Consider the following 22690-nt stretch of genomic DNA (forward strand, 5'->3'; position numbering starts at 1 on the left):
TCCGTCGAATAATCGGCAGTTCGTCCCGGGCCTACCAGCGCCCACCCGTAAACGGCGCGAAGGACTGTCGGTATTTGCGGGCATGCGCCTGCGCATAGGCCTCGAAGATCGCTTGGCTGTCGAGATAGGTTCCGGATGCCTGCAATTCCTGGAGCAACGCGCTGTTCATCAGGCGCTGTGCAGCCGCAAAATCCACCTCGCGGCCTTTCGAGTCGCGCACTTTCGCCATTACGGCAACGTCCTCCCGCTTATCGTTTTGCGGCGCGGCATGTAGGCAATTTTTGCATAGTAGTGAACCCGAAAGCCGCAACTAAAGCACCTTTTGGCCGGCTTTGACGGCCGTGACCATGTTTCCACACTTCACTAAGGGGGGCAGACCTGTATAGGGGCGCGTTGCACAACCGGGGCCGGAAACGGCCCGCCATGGGGGGATGACGAGCCGGATGACCTATCCGAAGAGCCAGGGACTGTACGATCCGCGTAACGAGCATGACGCATGCGGCGTCGGCTTCATAGCGAATATCCGCGGCGAGAAATCGCACGCGATCATTGAACGCGGGCTCGAGATCCTGCTGAACATCGATCATCGCGGCGCGGTCGGCGCCGATCCGCTGGTCGGCGACGGCGCTGGCATCCTGATTCAGATTCCGGACGCGCTGCTGCGAGCCTGGGCGGCCGAAACGGACGTCCATCTGCCGCAGCCTGGCGACTATGCCGTCGCGATGTGCTTCCTCCCGCGCGACCATGACGCGCGCGACTTCGCGATCGCCCAGTTCGAGCGGCGCATCGCGATGGAAGGCCAGCATCTCATCGGCTGGCGCGACGTGCCGATCGACGAGACCGGCCTCGGCGCCACCGTGCTGGCCGGCATGCCCATCATCCGTCAGGCGATCATCGGCCGGGGCGAATTCATCGCCGATCAGGACGCGTTCGAGCGCAAGCTGCTCTCGATTCGCAAGCAGACCCAGAATCCGTTGAAGAAGCTGGCCGAGAAGCACGGCCTGCCGGGCCTCACGCAATTCTACATGCCGTCCTGCTCGACCCGCACGGTCGTGTATAAGGGTCTGCTGCTCGCGGGCCAGGTCGGCAGCTTCTACGAGGATTTGCGCAATCCGCTGACCACCTCGGCGGTAGCGCTCGTGCATCAGCGCTTCTCGACCAATACCTTCCCATCCTGGCAGCTGGCGCATCCCTATCGCTACATCGCCCATAACGGCGAGATCAACACGGTCCGCGGCAACGTAAACTGGATGAACGCGCGCCGCAGGACGATGGAATCGGACCTGATCGGCCCGGATCTCCACAAGATGTGGCCGCTGATCCCGCACGGCCAGTCGGACACGGCCTGCCTCGACAATGCGCTCGAGCTGCTCGTGCTCGGCGGCTATTCGCTGCCGCAGGCGGTGATGATGCTGATCCCGGAGGCCTGGGCGGGCGATCCGCTGATGAGCCCCGAGCGCAAGGCTTTCTACGAATATCATGCCGCGCTGATGGAACCGTGGGACGGCCCGGCTGCCATCGCCTTCACCGACGGGCGCCAGATCGGCGCCACGCTCGACCGCAACGGCCTGCGCCCCGCGCGCTTCGTCGTGACCGACGACGACCATGTGATCATGGCCTCCGAATCCGGCGTGCTTCCGGTGGCGGAGGAGAATATCGTCCGCAAATGGCGCCTCCAGCCCGGCAAGATGCTGCTGATCGATCTGGAGCAGGGCCGGATCATCGAGGACGAGGAGATCAAGGCGGAGCTCGCCAGTGCCGCCCCTTATGCCCGCTGGCTGAGCGAGACCCAGTATAAGCTCGAGGATCTGCCGCTCACCGCCGATAGCTCGGTGCGCGCCAACGACCCGGACCGGCTGCTCAACCGGCAGCAGGCGTTCGGCTACACGCAGGAGGACGTCGGCAAGTTCCTCGAACCGATGGCGCGCCTCGGCGACGATCCGATCGGCTCGATGGGCACGGACACGCCGATCGCAGTGCTCTCCAACCGCTCGCGCCTGCTGTACGACTATTTCAAGCAGAACTTCGCGCAGGTCACCAATCCGCCGATCGATCCGATCCGCGAAGAGCTGGTGATGTCGCTGGTCTCGATGATCGGCCCGCGTCCGAATCTGCTCGGGCGGCAGGCCGGCTATCATCGCCGCCTGGAAGTTGCGCAGCCGGTGCTGACCGATGCGGACATCGCCAAGATCCGCGCCGCATCCGAGCTGCTCGACGGCGCCTTCCGCACCGAGACGATCGACATCACCTGGCCGGCGTCCGAAGGCGCGGCAGCGATGGAACGCGCGATCGAGCGCGTCTGCAGCGCCGCCACCGAGGCGGTGCTGGCCGACCAGAATATCCTGATCCTCTCGGATCGGGCGGTGGATGCGGATCGCATCGCGATCCCGGCAGCGCTCGCCACGGCGGCGGTGCACCATCATCTGATCCGCCAGGGCCTGCGCATGCAGACCGGCCTCGTCATCGAGACCGGCGAAGCGCGCGAAGTGCATCATTTCTGCGTGCTGGCCGGCTATGGCGCCGAAGCGGTAAACCCCTATATCGCCTTCGAAACGCTGGAGGATATTCGCATCCGGCAGGATATGCCGCTCTCGGCCTATGAGGTTCAGAAGAACTATATCAAGGCCATCGGCAAAGGCATGCTGAAGGTGATGTCCAAGATGGGCATCTCCACCTATCAGAGCTATTGCGGTGCGCAGATCTTCGACGCGATCGGCCTGTCCGGCAGCTTCGTCGAACAATATTTCACCGGTACCGCGACCACCATCGAAGGCATCGGCCTGGCCGAGATCGCCGAAGAAACGGTGCGGCGTCATGCCCAGGCCTATGGCGACAATCCGATCTACCGCGCGATGCTGGATGTCGGCGGCGCCTATGCCTACCGCATCCGCGGCGAGGAGCATGCCTGGACGCCGACCAGCGTCTCCAAGCTGCAGCATGCCGTGCGCGGCAACCGGGCGAGCGACTATGCGGAGTTCGCCCGCAGCATCAACGAGCAGAGCGAACGCCTGCTCACTATCCGCGGCCTGATGGAGCTCAAGCCGGCCGCAACGCCGGTGCCGCTCGACGAGGTCGAGCCGGCGAGCGCGATCGTCAAGCGCTTCGCCACCGGCGCGATGAGCTTCGGCTCGATCAGCCGCGAGGCGCACACCACGCTGGCCGTCGCGATGAACCGTATCGGCGGCCGCTCCAACACCGGCGAGGGCGGTGAGGAAGCGGATCGTTTCGTGCCGCTGCCCAATGGCGACTCCATGCGCTCGGCGATCAAGCAGGTCGCCTCCGGCCGCTTCGGCGTCACCGCCGAATATCTGGTCAACGCCGACGACATCCAGATCAAGATGGCCCAGGGCGCGAAACCCGGCGAGGGTGGCCAGCTGCCCGGCGACAAGGTCGACAAGAACATCGCCCGCGTCCGTCATTCGACGCCGGGTGTCGGCCTGATCTCGCCGCCGCCGCACCATGACATCTATTCGATCGAGGATCTGGCGCAGCTGATCCACGACCTCAAGAACGTCAACACCCGCGCCCGCATCTCGGTGAAGCTCGTGTCCGAGGTCGGCGTCGGCACGGTCGCCGCCGGCGTCAGCAAGGCGCGCGCCGATCATGTCACCATCTCGGGCTATGAGGGCGGCACCGGCGCGTCCCCCCTCACCTCGCTGACCCATGCCGGCAGCCCGTGGGAGATCGGCCTTGCCGAGACGCAGCAGACGCTGCTGCTCAATGGCCTCAGGAGCCGCATCGCGGTGCAGGTCGACGGCGGCCTGCGCACCGGGCGCGACGTCGCGATCGGCGCGCTGCTCGGAGCGGACGAATTCGGCTTCGCCACGGCGCCGCTGATCGCCGCCGGCTGCATCATGATGCGCAAATGCCATCTGAACACCTGCCCGGTCGGCGTCGCCACCCAGGATCCGGTGCTGCGCGCGCGCTTCACCGGCCAGCCCGAGCATGTGATCAACTATTTCTTCTTCGTCGCCGAGGAGCTGCGCCAGATCATGGCGGAGATGGGCTTCCGCACGGTCGAGGAAATGGTGGGCCGCGTCGACCGGCTCGACATGCGCAAGGCGATCGACCACTGGAAAGCCAGCGGCATCGATCTGTCGCGCATCCTCTATCAGGTGCCAATGGACGCGGACGCTACGCTCCACAATACCGAAGGCCAGGATCACGGCCTCGATCGGGCGCTGGATCATGATCTGATCGCGGCATCGGCGGACGCACTCGAAGGCCGCGGTCCGGTCCGCATCGAACGGATCATCCGCAACGTCAACCGCACCGCCGGCGCGATGCTGTCAGGCGAGGTCGCCCGGCGTCACGGCCACGCTGGCTTGCCCGAGAACAGCATCGTCGTGCGTCTGACCGGTGTCGCCGGGCAAAGCTTCGGCGCGTTCCTGGCGCATGGCGTGACCCTGGAGCTGACCGGCGACGCGAACGACTATGTCGGCAAGGGCCTGTCCGGCGGCCGCGTGATCGTTCGCCAGCCGGCGGATGTCGCGCGCGACCCGCTCGACAACATCATCGTCGGCAACACCGTGCTCTATGGCGCCATCGCCGGCGAGGCCTTCTTCCAGGGCGTCGCGGGCGAGCGTTTCGCGGTGCGCAACTCGGGCGCGATCGCGGTCGTCGAGGGCGTCGGCGACCATGGCTGCGAATATATGACCGGCGGCGTGGTCGTCGTGCTCGGCCGCACCGGCCGCAACTTCGCGGCCGGCATGTCGGGCGGCGTCGCCTATGTCTATGACGAGGACGGCCTGTTCCGCGATCGCTGCAATGCCGCGATGGTGGACCTGGATGCGATCGATCCGGCCCGCGACGAGGAGGAAGGCGCCGGCCGTCCGGCACAGCGCCCCGTGAACGTCCACGACTTTGGCATGGGCGACATGCTCCGCCACGATGCGGATCGCCTGCGGATCCTGCTCGAGCGCCACCATCTTCATACCGGCAGCAGCCGCGCGGCGGCCTTGCTCGAGGATTGGGAGAACAGCCTCTCCCGCTTCGTCAAGGTCATGCCGCGCGATTATGCGCGCGCGTTGCGCCAGCTCGAATCCGAGCGCCTGGCGACAACCATCGTCGCTGCCGAATAACCCGTTTCCCGGAGACTTCCATTGGGCAAGGCCACAGGCTTCCTTGAGATCGAACGCCGCGACCGTACATATGATGCAGTCGACAAGCGGCTGAAGAACTTCAACGAGTTCGTCATTCCGCTGACGAACGAGGCGATCCGCGACCAGGCGGCGCGCTGCATGAACTGCGGAATTCCCTATTGTCACAACGGCTGTCCGGTGAACAACATCATCCCGGACTGGAACCATCTGGTCTACGAAGACCAGTGGCGCTCCGCCCTGGAAGTGCTGCATTCCACCAACAACTTCCCGGAGTTCACCGGCCGCGTCTGCCCAGCGCCCTGCGAGGCGAGTTGCACGCTGAACATCGACGACGCGCCGGTGACGATCAAATCGATCGAATGCCAGATCGTCGATCGCGGTTGGGCGGAAGGCTGGATCGTGCCGCAGCCGCCGAAGCACAAGACCGGCAAGCGGGTCGCGGTGGTGGGCTCGGGCCCGGCCGGCCTCGCCTGCGCGCAACAGCTCGCCCGTGCCGGCCATGCGGTGACCCTGTTCGAGAAGAACGACCGGGTCGGCGGACTGCTCCGCTACGGCATTCCCGACTTCAAGATGGAAAAGCACCTCATCAATCGGCGCGCCCAGCAGATGGAAGCCGAAGGCGTCCAGTTCCGCACCGGCGTCGAGGTCGGCGTGGTGATCTCGGTCGAGAGCCTGCGCGAGAATTACGATGCGGTGGTGCTGGCCGGCGGCGCGGAAAATCCGCGCACGCTCGACATTCCGGGCTCAGAAATGTCCGGCGTCCGTCTGGCCATGGAATTCCTCACCCAGCAGAACAAGCGCAATGCCGGCGACGATGAGATGCGCGCCGCCCCCCGCGGCACGCTGACGGCGACCGGCAAGCATGTCGTCGTGATCGGCGGCGGCGACACCGGATCGGACTGCGTCGGCACCTCCAATCGCCAGGGCGCGCTTTCGGTCACGCAGCTCGAGATCATGCCGAAGCCGCCGATCCGCGAGGAAAAGGCGCTGTCTTGGCCGAACTGGCCACTGAAGCTGCGCTCCTCCTCGAGCCATGAGGAAGGCTGCGAGCGCGACTGGGCGGTGATGACCAAGCGCGTGCTCGGCTCCGGCGGCAAGATCGAGGCGCTGGAGTGCATCCGCGTCGAATTCGAGGGCGGCCGTCCGCGCGAGATACCGGGCAGCGAATTCACGCTGAAGGCCGATCTCGTGCTGCTCGCGATGGGCTTCCTCGGCCCACGCACTGGCGGCCTGATCGAGCAGGCGGGAGTCGCGCTGGACGAACGCGGCAATGTGAAGGCCAACGTCGTCGACTATGCGTCGAGCGAGGACGGCATCTTCGCGTGCGGCGACATGCGGCGCGGCCAGTCGCTGGTAGTCTGGGCGATCCGCGAGGGCCGCCAGTGCGCCCGTGCCGTCGACCTTCACCTCATGGGGACGACCGAGCTCCCGCGCTGAGCCGTCAGCGTGGCCTGAGATCGCGCGCAATCAGACGCAGCGCCTGGACGCGATCGTCGATTACCTTCGCCCTGCAGGCCGGGAAGGACAGCACCATCCCTTCCCGGCCGCGCTCGCCATTCGCATAGAATTTGCAGGACGCATCCTTGAAGGCGATCCATGCCCGCTGCTCGGCGAGCAGATCCCGCTTGGACTGGCCCGACGTCAGCGCAAAAGCAGATTTCCAGGCGACGCCGAGCGCCGCTTCAGAGCGCTTCAGAAGATCCGATCCACACGAGCCCATCGCGACGTTGGTCGATGCCGTCTGCAGGCATCGGTCATAAGCAGGATCGGCATGGGCCATCGCCGCCATCCCGGACAATCCCACTGACACACCGGCCAAAGCCGCCATCATTCGCATCCACATGGCATCCCTCCTCGACCAGCAATGGCCGCCGCCGGGCTTTGTTCCCCTTCAAGCGATAACCCCACCGGGTCAATTCAGGATCAGCGCATCCGAATTGACATGATATCCCACCAGCAACGCCTTGCCGCCGGTGATCCGGAAGGCGAAATTCTCCTGCGCCTTTCCGCGTTCATAATCGGAGGCATAGTTGAGATATAGAAAATGTCCGCTCGGCGTGAAGTTGTCGTTCCATCCCGCCGAACTGCCGGACTTGAAAGCACCCAGCTTGCGATGCACCGCGGCGAGCAACTGGTCCCAGGTGGCAGCCGTCGCGCTCCGTTTCAGATCGTCTCCGGCGGCCGCATAAAGCGCGTCGAACTGTCCGGCATCCAATTTCTTGTGGAAGTCTGTGACGCCCTGTTCCGCCAGCGGCAGATCCTTGCCGGCCGAGCAGCCGGCAAGCACGAACATTCCGGCAATCAGCATATGCTGTACCCGCATCGACAAAGCCCCCGATGCCTCTTCTCATGCACCGATAGCCCCACAGGCGCCGGCCAGCAATCGCGCCGAACATCGAATATGGTTCTATTCGCGCGCGATGGCGGTCACGGCGCCCGCTATCTGGCACCCGAGGGCGATGTTCAGAGATCCTTGGAGATGCCGAAGAAAAAGCCGCGGCGCGGGCCATATTCCGGTGCGCCCACTCCCACGCCGCCGCCGTCGCGTATTTCATACACATGGTCGGCGACGTTGATGACATCGGCACGCAGCTCGATGCCAGGCCCGGCAAGCCGATAGGTCGCGGAAAGGTTGAACTGCGCATAGGGATCGAGCTTGGCGCCATTGGGCACGGACCCGTCGGTGCGCAGTCCCGACCCATAGATCATCGTGCCGCCGAGCCCAAGACCCTGCAGCGCCCCGTTGCGGAACTTGTAGGTTATGCCCGCCGATGCGGTGTAGGTCTGGTCGTGGTCGAGATAGATATAATGAACGCGAATGTAGGCGAGATCGTCCGGATCGAAACTGAACTGGCTCGAGACGATGTCCTTGCCCTGGGCCTTGGCGTAGGCGAAATTGCCGTAGATCATCCACGGCCCCTCGGAATAGCTGCCGTTCACCTCCACGCCCTTGATGCGGCCGCGGCGATAGTTGAACGGCGTGAGGATGATGGGCGCGCCGAACTGCCCCTCGTCGATCAGATTATGCGATCGGCGATAATAGCCGTCGACGCCGAAGGAGAAGGCGCTGCCGATCTTCTGCTGGAAGCCGAGATCGAAATAATTCTGCCGCTCGGCAAAGGGCGTGGTGTCGAGCGTGGTCGGCGCGGCCGCGCTGGTTCCGCTGAATTTCGCGACGCTGGTGGTGGCCACCAGTTCGAACGGCGCCGGCGAGAAATAGCGCGCATAACCGGCATGGATGGTCGTCGTCGGCGTCGGCTGCCAGGAAAGGTTCGCGCGCGGGCTGAACTGATGTTCCGACCGATAGCCGTCATAGGCATCGAAACGGCCGCCGATATTCAGCGTGAGATGCGGCAGGATCTTCCATTCGTCCTGCAGATAGGCGCTGTAGGTCCATTCGGTCTTGGCGCCGTTGTCGACGATCGCGATCGGCTGGCCGGCCTGGTTGCCGTCCGTGTCCAGCGGAAATACCTGCGTCGTCGTATGGCTGGTGCCGCGATCGCGCGAGATCACGACACCGGCGCGGATCGTGTGCGCGCTGCCAAGCCGATAGGCGGCATCCACCTGGCCGCCGAAGGTGACGTCCTTCTTCACGGCATGCTGGGCAAGGCCGTTGAAGAGCAGTTCGCCGAGCACGTCCGGCTTATAGTCCAGCGCGGAATAGCGCCCGTATAGCGATGCCTGCAGGCTCAGCGGCCCGCTGTCATGCAGGAAGGAGAATTGACCGAAGCCGGTACGTTCATTCTGCCGCTCGTCCAGATCGTCGCTCAGATAATCGGTCTGGCCCCCAACCTCGTAACCCGGACCATCCTGGGCCGCATGAAGGCCCGAGGGATCGGGTATCTGGAAATTCTGGTTGGAATAGCCGCCCACGAAGGAGATGCGATCATTCTCGTCGAGAATATGGTCGACATAGCCGAACAGCTGAAGCTGCTTGGTCCGGTCATGGATCGGCGTGGACGATCCGTCGACGCTTTCGATGCCGAGCTTGTCGCGACGATAATCGCCCGAGAAGAAATAGTTGGTGGAGCCCGTCGATCCGCCATATTCGATGCTCGGCTCGATCGTGCCGTGACTGCCGCCATAGAGCGATACGGAGCCGCCATCGTGGAACAGGCCGCTCTTCGTCGTCACGTCGATGATGCCCGCCGTGCGCAGGCCATATTGGGCCGGGAGCGCGCCGGTGAGCAGGCTGAAATGATCGATCAGCCGCGGCGACAGCGTCTGCCCGAAGACCGCAAGCCCCTCGGGCAGGATGGTCCCGTTGATGCGATATTGCAGGTTGTTGTGGTCATCGCGGACATGGAACTGGCCGAAACCGTCCTGCACCACGCCGGGAAGCTGCAGGATGATCTGGTTGAACTGCTGATTGTCGCCACCCGGAAGCGCCTGGATGGTGGCATTGTCGATCGTATAGCTCGTCGCTCCAAGCTTGGGCTGAATCGACGCACGGGCTTCGTCCAGCCGCTTGGCCGTGACCACGATGTCGCGGCGCGACTGGCCGCTGTCGGCTCCGCCGCCCGTCGCGGCGTCGGTCGTGTCGCTCACAGTCGCGGAGACGTCGGCGGCAAGGGCGGGCTGCTGCGCCGCAAGGGCCGCGAAACCCGCCAGGCTGACCGGAAGAAAAATGAACTTCACGCAATGCTCCCTGAATTATGAGATAGAATATCATCTCAGATTCACGGCCGAGATAATGTAACATCACATGCAGAGTCGCCTGACAAATTGTTCACCGGCGCGCGAGGCAGCGAATGCGCCAGAAGGACATGCCGTTTAATGGCTTACGCCCGGTGCTCGATCAGAATGTGAACCCAAGATCGACGTCGAACGACAAAGGCTCGCCCTATGCCTTCGTCCTGGTCGACCAAGGGAATCTGACCGCCGCGTCAATCACATGATGTTCGTCGGTGAGATCCCTGCTCCTCAGGCCGTTATCGATTTCAGCACCTCGGCCAGCATCTCCCGCTGCTCGTCCGCCGACAGCGCACCGCCATTGGCCAGCGCAGCGACGGCGATGCCCGAGACCGCCGCCGACAGACGACGGAAGGTGAGGCGCGGATCGAGATCAGCTCGCACCTGTCCAGCCGCCTGTGCCGTACGCACCTCATCCGTTCCGCGGACCAGGATCGCGTCGGCATGATCGGCCAGATAGGCCTGCATCTCGGCATCGCGATCGGCGTAGACATAGAGCGACAGACGCACGCGCCACGCCTCGGCGCGATCCGCGTCGGTAGGCAGCACCGCGTAAAGACGGCTGGCGAGCGAACCCAGCGGATCGGATACCGCATCGGACGTCAGATCCGCGCGCTCCCGCTCCTCTCGCTCTCCGGAGACATGGCGCAGCGCCCCGAACATGAGCGCAGCCTTGTCCGGAAAATAATGCTGCACATTGCCTTTCGACCGGCCAGACAGGGCGGCGACATTGCGCTGCGAGAGCGTTTCCAGGCCGTGCGTCGCGATCCAGCGGACCGCCGCCCGGGCGATGATCCGACGCTGCTCATCATGATCGACAATCTTCGGCATGCGATCCTTTCGCGACGCGGCGGCACGGGCAGATCGCCCTGCGGCCGCTATTTGCTCGATAAGATCGCCTCGGCCATCCTCCACTCGGATTGTAAAGTCGATATGACCGTCCTGCCGGATGAAGAAACACCCGTTGGTTTCATATCCGCACCCGTCGACCAAACAATGCGCCCAGCATCGGCTGCATCAGCAGTTCGCGATACTGCGCCTCATCCAGCATATGTTGCATCGCCGTGCGCAACGCTGCTCCGTCAGCGGCGATGAGCCCGCGCTGGGTGTCGATCGTAGCAGGAATGTCGGTCCGCGCCGTCGCCTGTGTCTCCGCCAACACGGCTTCGATATAACTAATCAACCCAATCGCGCCATCCAGCCGATAGCGGGCATAGCCATCGTCGATCGCTGGCCGCACGATATCGCCCAATACGGCGCGCAGATAGGCGAACTCGAAACCGATCGTCGGCCGCGTCCCTCCTGCCGGCACAGTCTCGTCCAGCAGGATGCCCTCCGCAGCGGCGATCAGCAGCAGCAGAGAGATTTGCGAAAGGCGGAAATAGCCGTTGGTCAGCCCATAATCGAGGCCGGTATGCCGGCTTTCGAGGGCAAGGCTGATCGGCACGCTGAACCGCGTCATGACCAGGATGGTCGCATAAAGCAGCTCCGCGCGCGTCCAGTCGCTTCCCGCCGCCTCATTGTAGAGCTTCAGCAGTCGTTCGGCCGACGCCATCGGCTGCACCAGCGAGCGCGCCAATACGCAGCCGACATCCTCGAGCGGATGGCCGAGATGCGTCATCTCCCAATCCACCACGCCGGTTACACCCGCACTGTCGAAGAGGAAGTTGCCGGGCCCGGTATCACCCTGGACCAGAACGGCCGGTCGATCGTCGACCGGCATCCGCTCGCGGCACCAGGCGAAAGCGAAGAGGGTGATCGGGTCGGGCGCGGGCACGCCACCGATCAGCAGCCCTTCCCACAAATCGAGATCGGCATGGATAGCCTCGCCGATGCTGCGGCCCGGCGGCAGATGAGCGAGGCCGAGCGTCGCCACATCGACGCGATGCGCCTCCACCATGGCTTCGGCAAAGGACCGCTCCACCCGATCGCGCTGCGTACCTTCGTCCAGCGCGGCATAGTTGGCCTCGCCGGCGAGGCACTCCATGGCCATGGCGCAGGCGCCGTCATGAAAGCCGATCGCCCGCGGCGCCCGCGCCCTGCCGTCGAGCCGCGCGAGAAGGTCATGCTCGCGGCGCAGATCGAACGGCGTCCTGGGGGCTGAGCCGAGATCGATCTTGAGGAACAGCGTATCCGTCGATCCGTCCGGGCGGCGCAGGCCGATGCGACAGCTGGTTCGAAACGCGCCGCCGCTGATCCGCTTCACGTCCGCGATTTCCGCACCGGACAGCTGCTCCACCCAGTTCCGCAACACCGCATCCCTGGCCGGATCGTCGACCAAGGCGATCATCGCACACCTCGCGCACGGGCGAAGACGCGATATGCGTCGGGGTGCCAGGTGTCCTGCAGTTCCCCATAGGCGAAGGCCTCGCCGAACCGCCATTCCGCAAGGCTGGACCAGTTGAACATACCCGGCTGGACGAGCAACGCGACACTGGTCAGCCCCCGTCCCTCGGCGTGGAGGACGCGCCCCTCGCGATCGGTTGCGTCGATCACGCAGGTGGCGGGTGAAAGGTCCGATCCGCGCGTGATCCGGGCCCTGCCCTCGGCGAGCTGCGCCTGTATGCCGTCACGGATGAGATAGCCGGAAATCATCGTCGAGCTGTCGCCATCCTCGCCGGCATGGGTGAAGATGAGGAAGGCGTCCTTGTCCGACGCGGTGGCGTGATAATAGCCGATGTGCATGCCGGTCGCATCGTCGCCGCGCGGGCCCCAGGAGCGGTCGCGCACGCAATGGCAATCGACGACATGACGGTCATCACCGACGCGCACCCAGCCACGATAGCGGCCGGGCTGATCGATATGGCCCTTGAAGATGTCGGCCTCGGCAACGAGCGTATTGATGCGGCTGGCGCCGCCGCTCGCCTCGAACTCCACGTCGAAGGCCAGACCCGGCCGCTCGTAGCGCAGCCGATAGCGCTCGGCCGGCGCCAGGCAATCGATGCGGATACCCTGAGGGGTGACGATCGCATCCCCCTCGACGATCGTGTCCGCGCCGCCGAAGCGCAGCGACCAGGCATAGTCGTGATGGACGATGGCGCGGCTCTCGATCCCGCGTTCGTCCCAGGCGATCACGCCGCCTCCGCAGAGGCCGAGGTTCGGCCGGAACCAGGGATAGACGTAGACGGTCAGCAGCCGCTCGGGAACGTAAAAGGCGAACCACCAGGATTCAAACCAGTCGTCACCCGCACCGACGGGATGAAGCCGCTCGTCTTCGCCCAGCATCCGAGCTACCCCATTTATTTTCGTCCATTTGGACTAAAACGGGAGGGGCGAATTGGCAAGAGGCCGTGGCGCCGGGGTCGGCCATTCGTGCGCGACGCCGCCGATGGTAATGCGATAGCGCGCCAGCTGGGGCTGCTGGCCGTTTATGCGCCAGAGAAAGAGCTCCTTGCCCCTGCCCCGCTCATAGTCGGCTTCGTGGACGAGCGTTACGAAGCCATTGCCGCCGGCGCTGCGCTCATGCGATTCCAGCGTCCTGCCGCCGCGATAGGCGCCGATTTCGCGGCGCAGACCGGTCAGGAATTCCACGGAGGTGTCGCGCCCCCGGACCCGCTTCCAGTCGAAGCTCGCTTCGGAATAGATGGACTGCATGTCGCCAGCGTTTAGCTGCCGATGGAACCGATCGGTCCCCCGCTTGGCGAGTTCGAGGTCCATAGCATTCGAACAGGCGGCTAAAGCCACAAAGGCCGTGACCACCGCGTTTCGAAACCGCATCATTCCCCCACTGCCGCCAACGGCGCTTGCGGCTCCCCTAACGGCAGCGGGATATTCAGGCAATCGACGAGGCGGAGACGATCAGGCCTGCTGTTCGCCGAGCGTTCCCGGCGCGCCGCGCAGGCGGCGCGACATGCGGCGCCCGAGCAGCAGCCCCGTCACGCCGAAAAGCAGGATCGGCAGCTCCGATCCTTCCGGCACCGGCGTCGCACCGCCCGAACTGCTGGAGCTCGAAGGCGGGGTGCTCGGCGGATAATAGTCACCGTCATAGGTGCCCAGATGGAATTCCCCATTCTGCACCAGGCTGCCGAATACCGCGGAACCCTGCACATAGTTGCTGGTCGTCGCGGCGGCCGTGGGCGCGAGGACGGATCCCCCCCAGGCCGTGGTCAGATTGAGGCTCGTCGCGTCGGAAAAATTCCAGATCACATGCTCGCCAAGGCCCTGCGTGCCGCCGAGGAAATTATCGTTGAGCGTGATGTTGCTGCCGCTGACGTTCACGATCGCGGTGTTGGCCCCGTTCAGGTTGAACTGGATCTCGCCGATCTTGTCCAGATCGGCCGAGGTGAGATTGAACACCGCCACGCCGTCCGAATTCGGTGCCGCGTCGAAAGTGGCGCGATTGCCGGAGATGGTGACGGCACTGTTCGACGTCATGCCCGCCATGGTGGTGGAGAGATCGGTGAGGCTGCTCACCAGCAGGCTCTTCTGCTGGTTGAGGTCGGCCGTGAAATTCGGATCGGAAGCGGCGAGGCCGGATTGAACGGTATTCTGATTGACGTTGGTGTTGCTGATCGTGCCACCCACCTGCACGGTCTGCGTAGCGCCGTTGAGATTGAAACCGCTGTCGACATTTCCGCCGACGATCGCGCCGGATCCGTTGTTGAGGTTCTTGGCGCCGCCGGTCACGTCGCCAACCACGGTCAGGCCGGGCTCACCTGAGATCGACGCGGACGGCGTGCCGATCTGATAGTTGGAGCTGTTGCCCGTCAGATTGCCGCCGACGAAAGTGCGCCCCTCGACTTCGGATGACGACTGGAGATCCCCCAGCACGATGAGATTCCACTCTCGCAGCGCGTCGGTTCCGACGAGCGGCGCAGCGTAGGCGGGCGAAGCGATCGCGAGCGCGGCGATCGATGCGAGAAGGAGCTTTCTGGTCATGGAAAATCTGGTGCAGCAAAGCGTAAGAAAGATAAAAATGAATTTAAGGTAAATTCGATCTTAGGGACGTTTTATATCTGGTTAACCAAGTTTATGTCCCCTTTTGGGACATTGAGGACAATGATAAGGCACGTGCATTAGCCGTTGGCAGCTCTGTCGGGTTCATCGGCAAACGCCCTCCCCCTGCCCGCGCGAATCGGCCTGCTCAGCCGAAAGCCGTGAGAGGGTGACGCCGGGCAAGAGCGGCCCGTGGCAGGCCAGTGAAGTGGCCGCAGCGGCCCCGCCATTATCGCCTCAATATTTGGCGCGGGCACTCGCGTAGAAGCTGCGGCCCGGCTCCGGAAAACCATCGACGAGCCGATACTGATCGTCGAACAGGTTGCGCGCACCGATACCGAGCTCGATGGCCTGCGTCACCGCATAGCTGAGACGTAGGCCGACATTGGCATAGGCGCCGGTGCGATAGTAGACGGGCGGCGACGCCGTGGTCATCGTCGTCCGATTGCCCGCAAAATCGACACTCGGCACGACGTGGAAACTGCCGAAAGGCATCCAATCAGCATAAGCGAACCCCTTGTGCGCCGGGACGTCGGTGAGGTGGAACACGGTTACGTTTTGCGTCACCTCGGGGTCGGAGCCGATGTGGAAATCGCGGTGGACATAGGTGTAGTTCGCCCCGACTTCCAATGAAGGCGATATTCGCGCCGACAGCGCGATTTCTGCGCCATAATAGTTCGCTTTTCCAAGATTGCGCCGCTGGCTGCTATTCGCCGGAAATCCATTCGGCCGAACGGCGACGATGGCATCATCGATCCGACTGTAGAAGATGGCCGCGTCGGCGTGTAGCTTTCCGAAACTGCGGCTGCCGCCGATCTCATAGTTGGTCGCCCGTTCCGCCTTGAGATCCGGGTTCGACGCGGCCGTGCCGAACTGCGTGCTGAACCGTTCGAAGATAGTCGGAAAACGCGTCCGGCGCGAGATGCTGGCGTGCAGTTCGTTGCGCGTGGCCGGCCGCCAGGCAAGCCGGCCCTGCCAGTTGAACGCACCGGAGTTATGCAGGGGATAGCTGAACAGGCGGGAAGCACCGCCTTCGGGCGGCGTTCCATATTCCTGTGCCCTGATCAGGTTGCGCCAGTCATAGCTCGCACCAACCGTCAGATCGAGCGCGTGGGCGATCGCCAGCCGGTTTTCCGCGGCGATGCTGTACGTATCCTCGATATTTGTCTGCTTCGGCTCGGTGAAGCCGCTCGGGAAGCCCTGCTGCCATTCGACATGCTTGTCCCGCCGATAATGGCCGGCCAGGCTGAAATGATCGGCATCGGTCAACGCGACGTCGAGCTCGGCGGATCCACCCCAGGCCTTGTCGGCATAATAGCTGTTGAACGACCGTCCCTTGGTCTGCGTGCTCTGGGTCGCGTCGTCGAAAGCGCGCAGCAGATTGTCGAAACTGTTGCGATAGATGCGGGTCTTCAGCGTCGCCCGATCGCCTAGCGCGGTGGTCGAGAGAAAATAGACGCTCTCGATATTCCAGTAGGGCCAGCTCCAGTTGCGCTGGATCGAGACCGGATCGGTGACGTGCAGCGGCGCGTTCTTCGCGCCTTCCTGGCGCGTGTAGCTCAGCGAATATTCGTCGGTGGCGTTGGGCGTGAAGCCGACCTTCGCATTCACCCGCCAGTCGCGGCTTCGCGAGAAATCGCGCTCGCCCTTGCCCTGCACGGATGTCGGCGTCGGATCATAGCCGCTGGGAAGATCCCAATGATCGGTGAAATTGCGCGCGTAGCTCGCCTGCGCATACCATTTGTCATGCCGCGTGCCGAGCAGCCCGAACAGGGTATAGCCGCCATAGCCACCGTCGCGATCGAGGTTCAGCATGGTCTGCGCCTCCGCCTCGATCGGCTTGGCGGGCTTGCGGGTGACGAGGTTCACAGCGCCGCCCAGCGCACCCGGGCCGTCCAGCACCGACGCGTAACCCTTCGCCACCTGGATTTCGGCGATGTCCGGAGTGAGGAAACGGCCATAGTCGAGCCGATTGTCCGCGGGTAGATAGACACGGATGCCGTCGATCGAGAGCGGCACCTGGAAGCGATCGAAACCACGGACGAAGATCAGCCGCTCGTTGCGCGAACCGCCGCTGTTGGAAGCGTTGACGCCCGGGATCAGATTGACGGCATCGTCCAGCGTCACCCGGTCGAACAGGTACATCGCATCGGCCGACAGTGTCGATCCGCCGACGGTGACGTCGGGCTGCTTGGGTGCTGTCACGACGATCTGGCCGAGCGAGAAGACCTTTTCATCAGCCTGAGCGCCCGAGGCTGCTGCCTGCGCAGATACCGCGGCGACCATGGAAACGGTCGCGCAGCGAAGAATGGATAAGCGCATGTCTCAAGCCCCCATTTTCCTGCCTCGACGGGCTCAGGAATCGCTATATACGGCCATATACTTTGATTGCGTGGAAGGAGAACCCCCTTGAATGGCCATCTTGCCGTGATCCTCGCAGCCTTGATGCTCCCCGCCGCCGCGATGGCCCAGGAAACGCCCGAAGCGCGGCCGGATTGCAGCACTGCCCGTCCCGCCTTTCCTGCGGCGCTTGCGGGATGGAGCAGCCCTTCCCCGCTCGCAGCGGCGGCCAGATCCTCGGATCTCGGCAAGGCGACTATCGTACCGGGCAACGCCTTCACCGTCGCGCTGCGATCCACCGGTGACGTGCGTTACGCGATCCGTCCGGAAAAGCCGGGCGGGTCAGTGAGCTATGGTGGTATGCTCCGCTTCACCATCGCCGAGGCCGGCACTTATCGCATCGCGCTCGGTTCAGGCGCATGGGTCGATGTCGTGCGTGACGGCACGTCCGTCCAGTCCACCGCACACGGCCATGGACCCATCTGCACAGGGATCCGCAAGATGGTCGATTTCTCGCTGACGCCCGGCCGCTACATCCTGCAGATCGCCGCCAACGGTGCGCCTTCGCTCGCGCTGATGCTGGCACGCCTGCCCTGAACGCGGCGCCCATGATCCTGCGCAGGCTCGGACCGGCTCTGGCGCTGCTGTTCTGCGCCGCGGCAGCCGCTCCCCAGCCCTGGCGCTGGGCACTGCCGGCGGGTGTCGCGCAGCCGCCGGTGCCGCCGGACAATCCGATGAGCGCAGCACGGGTCGAGCTTGGCCGGCGGCTCTTCTACGAGGCGGATCTGTCGCGCGACGGCACGATGGCGTGCGCCACCTGCCACGAGCAGCGTCGCGGCTTCGCCGATGGCAATCGCACCCATGCCGGCGTCACGGGCGAGCCCGGACGGCGCAATGTGCCAGGTCTCGCCAACGTCGCCTGGGCGAGAACGCTGACCTGGGCGGATCCCCGGCTCACCACGCTCGAAGCGCAGGTGGCGGTGCCGGTGCGGGGCGAGCATCCGGTGGAGATGGGCATGAAGGGCCAAGAAGGCGAGATGGCGCGCCGCCTTGCCGCCGACTCCTGTTATCGACGCATGTTCCGCAAGGCCTTTCCGTCCGAAAGCGGACGCATCGACATGGGCACGATATCCGCCGCCCTTGCGGCTTTCGAGCGGACGCTCATCGCGCGCAACGCGCCATGGGATCGCTTCCTACGCGGAGAATCCGGCGCAATGCCCGCCGCCGCGCGCGCCGGCGCCGCTCTGTTCACTGTCCACTGCGCCAGCTGCCACGATGGCCCCGATCTGGGTGACGGCGCGTGGCGCACGCTCGATCCGGCCAGCCACGGAGCCGATCGCGGGCTCGCCGAAGTGACCGGCATCGCCGCCGACGCCTATCGCTTCCGCACGCCCGGCCTGCGCAACATCGCACTCACCGCACCCTATCTGCACGACGGATCCGCTCCCGACCTGCCGGCCGCCATTCGCCGCCACGGCCCCAGCGTCCCCGCCGCCAGCGCCTTCTCGCGAGCTGAGATGGCAGATCTGCTCGCTTTTCTCGACCAATTGACCGATGAAGGCTTCATCCGCGATCCCGCGCTGTCGCTGCCCATGCGCGCATGCGGCAAGCGACTTTAGCCACTCATGGGACGATCCCGAGCGCACGGTAGCACCGGATATATTTGCGAACGACATCGGCGGAATCGGCGCAGCCCGTAAAACCCGCCTTGCGCAGCTTGATGGTGCTGCTGATCCCCGACATCAGCCGGCGCTCGGGCGGCATGCTCTGGCTCCAGGCCCCCACGATCTGCGGCGTGGCGCCGAGCAGCGCATCGAGATCGCGCGGTGCCGCAAGCCCATGCGCTTCAACGAGGGCGGGCCAGAGCGGCGCGATCCGGGCGAGTTCCGCCGGCAGATCGAAAGGCCGAGGGTCGCCCAACGGAATGCCGAACTCCTCGGCAAGGATCGGAAATATGTCGTGCAGTGGAAACACGTCGCCGTTGGTGATGTTGAACACCTCGTTGCGCGCTGCAGGCGACGCGAACGCCCATTCGGTCGCCTCCGCGATCAGATCTGAATCGCACATCTCGAAGATGCCGCTGGTCCCGGCCGGCATCGGCAGGTTCAACCCTGCTTCCTTGCGCAAGGCCGCAAAGACTGTGAGCACCAGAGACCAGTTCATGTTGCCGCCAACCGCCAGGCCGATCGTGCCGCCGGGACGCAGGATCGTCCAATTCCAGGGCGCGCCGCGCTGTCGCTCGGCGACATAGTCCTGCTGATGATGGTAGAAGTTCCAGTCCTTGTACGAGGCATCGGTCTCCCGAAACGGCAATTTCGTGGTGATGTGGGGCAAGTGCGAGCCGTAAGCCTTGAGCCCGTGCACGAGGAGTACGTGCTGCAAGGCTCCGCCATCTGCCGCCAGAGGTTCCAGGATGTTGCGCAGCATCTCGACATTCTTGTCGATCTGTCCCTGATCTGCCCAGCCGGCGACGATATCGTCGGCATTCTCGTTCACGGCCGCATAAGCAAGATGAGTGATATCGGCCCGTTCCGCCAAGGCCGCGCGACACGCATCACGATCGCCGAGATCGAGCCGGAGATGCTCGACGCCGGCGACGGTACGCCAGGGATCGCGCCGAGCAGCGGCAACGACCGACCAATCCGGCAAATCCGCGAAATGATCGACGATCGCCGTGCCGGTCACGCCGGTCGCCCCAGCAACCAGAATTCTAGGCATTTCCTCTCCTGTCGGTGCGGATCGATCCGCTCAGCAAGCGCCATATTTTAAGCAGCGATCGCAAAACCGCCATGACCATGCCGCCGGAGTACGAATTCTGCTGCCCTTCTGAGACATCGCACCCGAAATCACGCGTGCCCGATCGCGATCTCCTGGGCATCGATCCGTAAGGGCACCTTAAGCTGACGGGCCGCCGAGCGCGCGAAAGCCCCGCTGTCGCCGAGCTCGAAACTCCCGCTGACGCGCGCCGATGCCAATCCTGGGTCCACGATGACGATCGGCCTCATGCCATAGCGGTTCATCTCCGCCACCGCGTTGCGCAGGGGCAGCGCCGCGAATATCGCCCGGCCAGTCTGCCAGGCGACCAGCGGCGCGAGCGAGGGGCTGTCTACGGACGGCGAATGGCCGGCACTGGCCTGAACGCGCTCGCGCGGCCCGATCTGGCGCAGCGGAGTGGCCGGATCACCCGCCGGCCGAATGCGTACGGTCCCTTCGATGACCAGCAAGGACAGGTTGGCCTGCCGGCCATCCACGTCGAGAGCAGCACCTTGGGACAGAATGTCATAGCCCCCCGACTTCACCAGGAAAGGCCGCAACGGATCGTCGTCGAGTTGGAAATGCGCACGCCCTCTGTCCAGCGTTGCGAGGCGCCGATCCGCCGCCATCGTCACCCGGACCGCGCTGTCGGTGTCGAGCAGCAGGATCGATCCGTCCGCCAACACGATCCGGCGCTGCTCGCCGCGTCCCGTCTCGTAGCGATCGGGTATATCGAACATCATGACCCCCGCTCCGGCGGCGGCGAGCGTGGCCACCGCACCGACACCCAGCAGCTTGCGGCGCGTCCAGCTGTTGGCGGGGGGCTGATGGCGTATTCCCGCGCCACCCGCTTCGTCCCATGCGGCCGTGACAAGGCCGAAGGCTTCTCGGTTGCGCGGATCCGCGGTCAGCCAGAGCTGAAATCCGGCCTCGTCCCGTGCCGTCCGCTCGTCGGAATGGAGCCGCGCCAGCCACGCAGCCGCTTCTGCCTTGAGATGCGCCGGCATCCCATTGACCGTCGGCTTCACCTCAAAGCGTCTCCGACCAACCGGTCAGGAACAGGGCAGCGGCAGCGACATGCCGCTCGACCAAGCGCGCAGGAATATCGAGCGCGAGCGCTATCTGACGATAGCTCATGCCTTCGATCCGGTGGAGCCGGAATGCGTCGCCGATCGGGCGCGGCAGCTTCGCGAGACCGGTCCGCAGATGATCCAGCCGGCGTTGCGCCTCGGCGATCTCGTCACGCAGGGGAACGCCTTCGCCCAATCTCAAAATGTCGGGCAATGGCCTCACCGCATCGGTTTGACGCATATCCCGCTGGAAATCGCTGGCCACCGGCGGAGCAGAAGCACGGATGCAGAGATCGACAGAAGCGCGTGCGCCTGCCCGGACCCGATAGGCTTCGAGCTTGGCGAAGGCCGCTTTCAACAGGTGATCCGCGGGAACCGGCCGGCTGACGATACGCGCCAAGCTGGTGAACAAAGGCCGCCAGGCGGCGCGAACCCGCGGGGAATGGCCCAGGGCCGAAGGGTTGCAATCCGGCATGCGTCGAGAATGCCTTCGAGGCCGACAATGTTCCCTGGCGGTCGCACGAGCTGGCGCGGCCGCCAGTCATCGCGTTGAGCCGGAGCCTACCGCCGCAAAGGCTGCGTCTTGAAAAGCCTTATGGATGACGGGAAGCACGGGATCGGAGAAGAGCCGCTGGGTCATCAGAATCACGCTCAGTCCGCTGGCCGGATCGGCGATCCAGGACGTACCGAAGCCGCCAGCCCAGCCGATGCAACCCATCGGCCGTTCGGCCGCCTGCGGGTCGATGACGACCGACATGCCATAGCCCCAGCCCGTGCCGGGCGCGAGGATCGGCCGGCCGCGCGATCGCTGGTCCTCATTCAGTCGGTCGACCTGCATCGCGGCCACGGCATCCGACGACAATAGCCGCTCCTCGCCATGGCGGCCGCCATTCAGGAGCAGGCGCGAAAAAGCGAGAAAATCGCCGACGGTCGCGACCAATCCGGCATCGCCTGCCTCGAAGGCCGGCGGCCGGCTCCATCCGCCCGTCCGCGCGTCGTCATGGAGGGCAAGGCGCTGCCCCTGCGCGACATAGGCCGGCACGAACCGCTCGATCTCCTCCGATGCAACGAAGAAACCGCTGTCCCGCATGCCGAGCGGCGCGAAGACGCGGTCTGCGAGGAAGGCGGAGAAAGGCTGATCTGCCGCGCGTGCCACCAGCACGCCCAGCACATTGGATCCCGCGGTGTAGAACCATTCGGCACCGGGTTGCGCCATCAGAGGCAATTCGCCGAGCCGCCGCATATAGCCGTCCGGACCATAAGGCGCGGCAGGATCCGGCGGACCAAAACCCGCGAGCCCGCGCTCCGCGATCGCACGCTGGATAGGATAGCGATCGGGAGGAGCGAGCGGGAGGCCCATGCCCCAGCGGAAGGTGAGCAAATCTTCCACGGTGATCCGCCGCTCCGCGGGGACCACATCGTCCAATGCGCTCTCGAGGCTGCGCAAAACATGGCGATGGGCGAGTTCGGGCAGCAAATCGTCCACCGGATCGTCCAGTTGCAGCCTGCCTTCATCGACCAGCATCATCGTGGCGACGGCAGTGATCGGCTTGGTCATAGACGCGATGCGGAAGATCGTATCGGGCGTCATCGGATCGACCCCGCCGAGCGCCTTCGTACCTCCCACGAAAACATGGGTTTCGCCGCCGCAATCGACGAGACCGACCACGCCCGGAACCGTTCCCTCGCCGACATGATGGTCGATCACGCCCTGCAAGGCACGGAGGCCGCCGTGTGAAAACACCTCTTCGCCCATACTCGTCCCCTCATCGCCGCCGCCCACTCCCTAGGCCATTT

19 protein-coding genes are annotated in these 22690 nt (G+C 64.6%); 5 read left to right on the forward strand and 14 right to left on the reverse strand.

Features of this window, described 5'->3' with window-relative positions:
- Positions 1 to 31 precede the first annotated feature (31 nt).
- Complete coding sequence (locus GQY20_RS24020) at positions 32 to 229, reverse strand: hypothetical protein (protein ID WP_157219689.1); 198 nt, start codon at positions 227 to 229, stop codon at positions 32 to 34.
- A gap of 214 nt (positions 230 to 443) precedes the next feature.
- Between GQY20_RS24020 and gltB the strand changes: the two genes are divergently transcribed.
- Positions 444 to 5081 carry a glutamate synthase large subunit gene (gltB, locus tag GQY20_RS24025; RefSeq protein WP_157219690.1) on the forward strand — a complete coding sequence of 1546 codons (4638 nt, stop codon included), beginning with the start codon at positions 444 to 446 and terminating at the stop codon, positions 5079 to 5081.
- A gap of 21 nt (positions 5082 to 5102) precedes the next feature.
- A complete protein-coding gene (locus GQY20_RS24030) occupies positions 5103 to 6539 on the forward strand; it encodes a glutamate synthase subunit beta (protein ID WP_157219691.1) in 1437 nt (478 codons plus the stop codon).
- A gap of 4 nt (positions 6540 to 6543) precedes the next feature.
- On the opposite strand, the gene GQY20_RS24035 is transcribed toward GQY20_RS24030, so the two are convergent.
- The 3 genes from GQY20_RS24035 to GQY20_RS24045 all read right to left on the reverse strand — a co-directional run bounded on the left by GQY20_RS24035 (position 6544) and on the right by GQY20_RS24045 (position 9740).
- Positions 6544 to 6945 (reverse strand): lysozyme inhibitor LprI family protein, encoded by a 402-nt coding sequence (locus GQY20_RS24035; protein WP_198351174.1) that lies wholly within the window; start codon positions 6943 to 6945, stop codon positions 6544 to 6546.
- Between the two features lie 69 nt (positions 6946 to 7014).
- Positions 7015 to 7410, reverse strand: coding sequence for a DUF4019 domain-containing protein (locus GQY20_RS24040; RefSeq protein WP_198351175.1), 396 nt, complete (start codon positions 7408 to 7410; stop codon positions 7015 to 7017).
- Between the two features lie 155 nt (positions 7411 to 7565).
- The gene (locus GQY20_RS24045) at positions 7566 to 9740 is read right to left on the reverse strand and encodes a TonB-dependent receptor (RefSeq protein WP_198351176.1); all 2175 of its coding nucleotides are present in this window, start codon (positions 9738 to 9740) and stop codon (positions 7566 to 7568) included.
- A 113-nt stretch (positions 9741 to 9853) separates the two neighbouring features.
- Here GQY20_RS24045 and GQY20_RS24050 point away from each other — a divergent pair, with 113 nt between their 5' ends.
- Positions 9854 to 10000 (forward strand): hypothetical protein, encoded by a 147-nt coding sequence (locus GQY20_RS24050; RefSeq protein ID WP_157219693.1) that lies wholly within the window; start codon positions 9854 to 9856, stop codon positions 9998 to 10000.
- A gap of 25 nt (positions 10001 to 10025) precedes the next feature.
- Here GQY20_RS24050 and GQY20_RS24055 read toward each other — a convergent pair whose 3' ends face one another.
- The 6 genes from GQY20_RS24055 to GQY20_RS24080 form a co-directional block, all read right to left on the reverse strand.
- Positions 10026 to 10625, reverse strand: a complete 600-nt coding sequence (locus GQY20_RS24055) for a TetR/AcrR family transcriptional regulator (RefSeq protein WP_157219694.1) — start codon at positions 10623 to 10625, stop codon at positions 10026 to 10028.
- A 139-nt stretch (positions 10626 to 10764) separates the two neighbouring features.
- The gene (locus GQY20_RS24060) at positions 10765 to 12084 is read right to left on the reverse strand and encodes a phosphotransferase family protein (protein ID WP_157219695.1); all 1320 of its coding nucleotides are present in this window, start codon (positions 12082 to 12084) and stop codon (positions 10765 to 10767) included.
- A complete protein-coding gene (locus GQY20_RS24065; protein ID WP_157219696.1) occupies positions 12081 to 13019 on the reverse strand; it encodes a DUF7064 domain-containing protein in 939 nt (312 codons plus the stop codon). The genes GQY20_RS24060 and GQY20_RS24065 overlap by 4 nt, the downstream gene beginning before the upstream one ends.
- Positions 13020 to 13052: 33 nt before the next feature.
- Positions 13053 to 13388 (reverse strand): hypothetical protein, encoded by a 336-nt coding sequence (locus GQY20_RS24070; RefSeq protein ID WP_157219697.1) that lies wholly within the window; start codon positions 13386 to 13388, stop codon positions 13053 to 13055.
- Between the two features lie 204 nt (positions 13389 to 13592).
- Positions 13593 to 14672, reverse strand: a complete 1080-nt coding sequence (locus tag GQY20_RS24075) for a choice-of-anchor A family protein (protein ID WP_157219698.1) — start codon at positions 14670 to 14672, stop codon at positions 13593 to 13595.
- 294 nt (positions 14673 to 14966) lie between these two features.
- Positions 14967 to 17051, reverse strand: coding sequence for a TonB-dependent receptor plug domain-containing protein (locus GQY20_RS24080; protein ID WP_157219699.1), 2085 nt, complete (start codon positions 17049 to 17051; stop codon positions 14967 to 14969).
- 87 nt (positions 17052 to 17138) lie between these two features.
- Here GQY20_RS24080 and GQY20_RS24085 point away from each other — a divergent pair, with 87 nt between their 5' ends.
- Both GQY20_RS24085 and GQY20_RS24090 read left to right on the forward strand, forming a co-directional pair.
- A complete protein-coding gene (locus GQY20_RS24085) occupies positions 17139 to 17666 on the forward strand; it encodes a homogentisate 1,2-dioxygenase (RefSeq protein ID WP_232476227.1) in 528 nt (175 codons plus the stop codon).
- A gap of 11 nt (positions 17667 to 17677) precedes the next feature.
- Positions 17678 to 18688: a cytochrome-c peroxidase gene (locus GQY20_RS24090; RefSeq protein WP_157219700.1), complete on the forward strand. Its 1011-nt coding sequence runs from the start codon at positions 17678 to 17680 to the stop codon at positions 18686 to 18688.
- Positions 18689 to 18692: 4 nt separating this feature from the next.
- On the opposite strand, the gene GQY20_RS24095 is transcribed toward GQY20_RS24090, so the two are convergent.
- The 4 genes from GQY20_RS24095 to GQY20_RS24110 all read right to left on the reverse strand — a co-directional run bounded on the left by GQY20_RS24095 (position 18693) and on the right by GQY20_RS24110 (position 22649).
- On the reverse strand, positions 18693 to 19787 hold the full coding sequence (locus GQY20_RS24095) for an NAD-dependent epimerase/dehydratase family protein (protein WP_157219701.1): 1095 nt from the start codon (positions 19785 to 19787) through the stop codon (positions 18693 to 18695).
- 128 nt (positions 19788 to 19915) lie between these two features.
- Complete coding sequence (locus GQY20_RS24100) at positions 19916 to 20851, reverse strand: FecR family protein (RefSeq protein WP_157219702.1); 936 nt, start codon at positions 20849 to 20851, stop codon at positions 19916 to 19918.
- 1 nt (position 20852) lies between these two features.
- Positions 20853 to 21251 carry a sigma factor-like helix-turn-helix DNA-binding protein gene (locus GQY20_RS24105; protein ID WP_157219703.1) on the reverse strand — a complete coding sequence of 133 codons (399 nt, stop codon included), beginning with the start codon at positions 21249 to 21251 and terminating at the stop codon, positions 20853 to 20855.
- A 183-nt stretch (positions 21252 to 21434) separates the two neighbouring features.
- Entirely contained in the window at positions 21435 to 22649 is a 1215-nt protein-coding gene (locus tag GQY20_RS24110) for a serine hydrolase domain-containing protein (protein ID WP_157219704.1), read from the reverse strand.
- Positions 22650 to 22690: the final 41 nt, after the last annotated feature.

Source organism: Flavisphingomonas formosensis, assembly GCF_009755815.1.
In the GTDB taxonomy this organism is placed as follows: Bacteria; Pseudomonadota; Alphaproteobacteria; order Sphingomonadales; family Sphingomonadaceae; genus Flavisphingomonas; species Flavisphingomonas formosensis.

What these genes read in the sequence shown, in the direction of transcription:
- GQY20_RS24020 (WP_157219689.1), bottom strand. Translation starts at nt 229, where the DNA reads ATGGCGAAAGTGCGCGACTCGAAAGGCCGCGAGGTGGATTTTGCGGCT.
- gltB (WP_157219690.1), top strand. Translation starts at nt 444, where the DNA reads ATGACCTATCCGAAGAGCCAGGGACTGTACGATCCGCGTAACGAGCAT.
- GQY20_RS24035 (WP_198351174.1), bottom strand. Translation starts at nt 6,945, where the DNA reads ATGTGGATGCGAATGATGGCGGCTTTGGCCGGTGTGTCAGTGGGATTG.
- GQY20_RS24040 (WP_198351175.1), bottom strand. Translation starts at nt 7,410, where the DNA reads ATGCTGATTGCCGGAATGTTCGTGCTTGCCGGCTGCTCGGCCGGCAAG.
- GQY20_RS24050 (WP_157219693.1), top strand. Translation starts at nt 9,854, where the DNA reads ATGCGCCAGAAGGACATGCCGTTTAATGGCTTACGCCCGGTGCTCGAT.
- GQY20_RS24055 (WP_157219694.1), bottom strand. Translation starts at nt 10,625, where the DNA reads ATGCCGAAGATTGTCGATCATGATGAGCAGCGTCGGATCATCGCCCGG.
- GQY20_RS24060 (WP_157219695.1), bottom strand. Translation starts at nt 12,084, where the DNA reads ATGATCGCCTTGGTCGACGATCCGGCCAGGGATGCGGTGTTGCGGAAC.
- GQY20_RS24065 (WP_157219696.1), bottom strand. Translation starts at nt 13,019, where the DNA reads ATGCTGGGCGAAGACGAGCGGCTTCATCCCGTCGGTGCGGGTGACGAC.
- GQY20_RS24070 (WP_157219697.1), bottom strand. Translation starts at nt 13,388, where the DNA reads ATGCAGTCCATCTATTCCGAAGCGAGCTTCGACTGGAAGCGGGTCCGG.
- GQY20_RS24075 (WP_157219698.1), bottom strand. Translation starts at nt 14,672, where the DNA reads ATGACCAGAAAGCTCCTTCTCGCATCGATCGCCGCGCTCGCGATCGCT.
- GQY20_RS24080 (WP_157219699.1), bottom strand. Translation starts at nt 17,051, where the DNA reads ATGCGCTTATCCATTCTTCGCTGCGCGACCGTTTCCATGGTCGCCGCG.
- GQY20_RS24090 (WP_157219700.1), top strand. Translation starts at nt 17,678, where the DNA reads ATGATCCTGCGCAGGCTCGGACCGGCTCTGGCGCTGCTGTTCTGCGCC.
- GQY20_RS24095 (WP_157219701.1), bottom strand. Translation starts at nt 19,787, where the DNA reads ATGCCTAGAATTCTGGTTGCTGGGGCGACCGGCGTGACCGGCACGGCG.
- GQY20_RS24110 (WP_157219704.1), bottom strand. Translation starts at nt 22,649, where the DNA reads ATGGGCGAAGAGGTGTTTTCACACGGCGGCCTCCGTGCCTTGCAGGGC.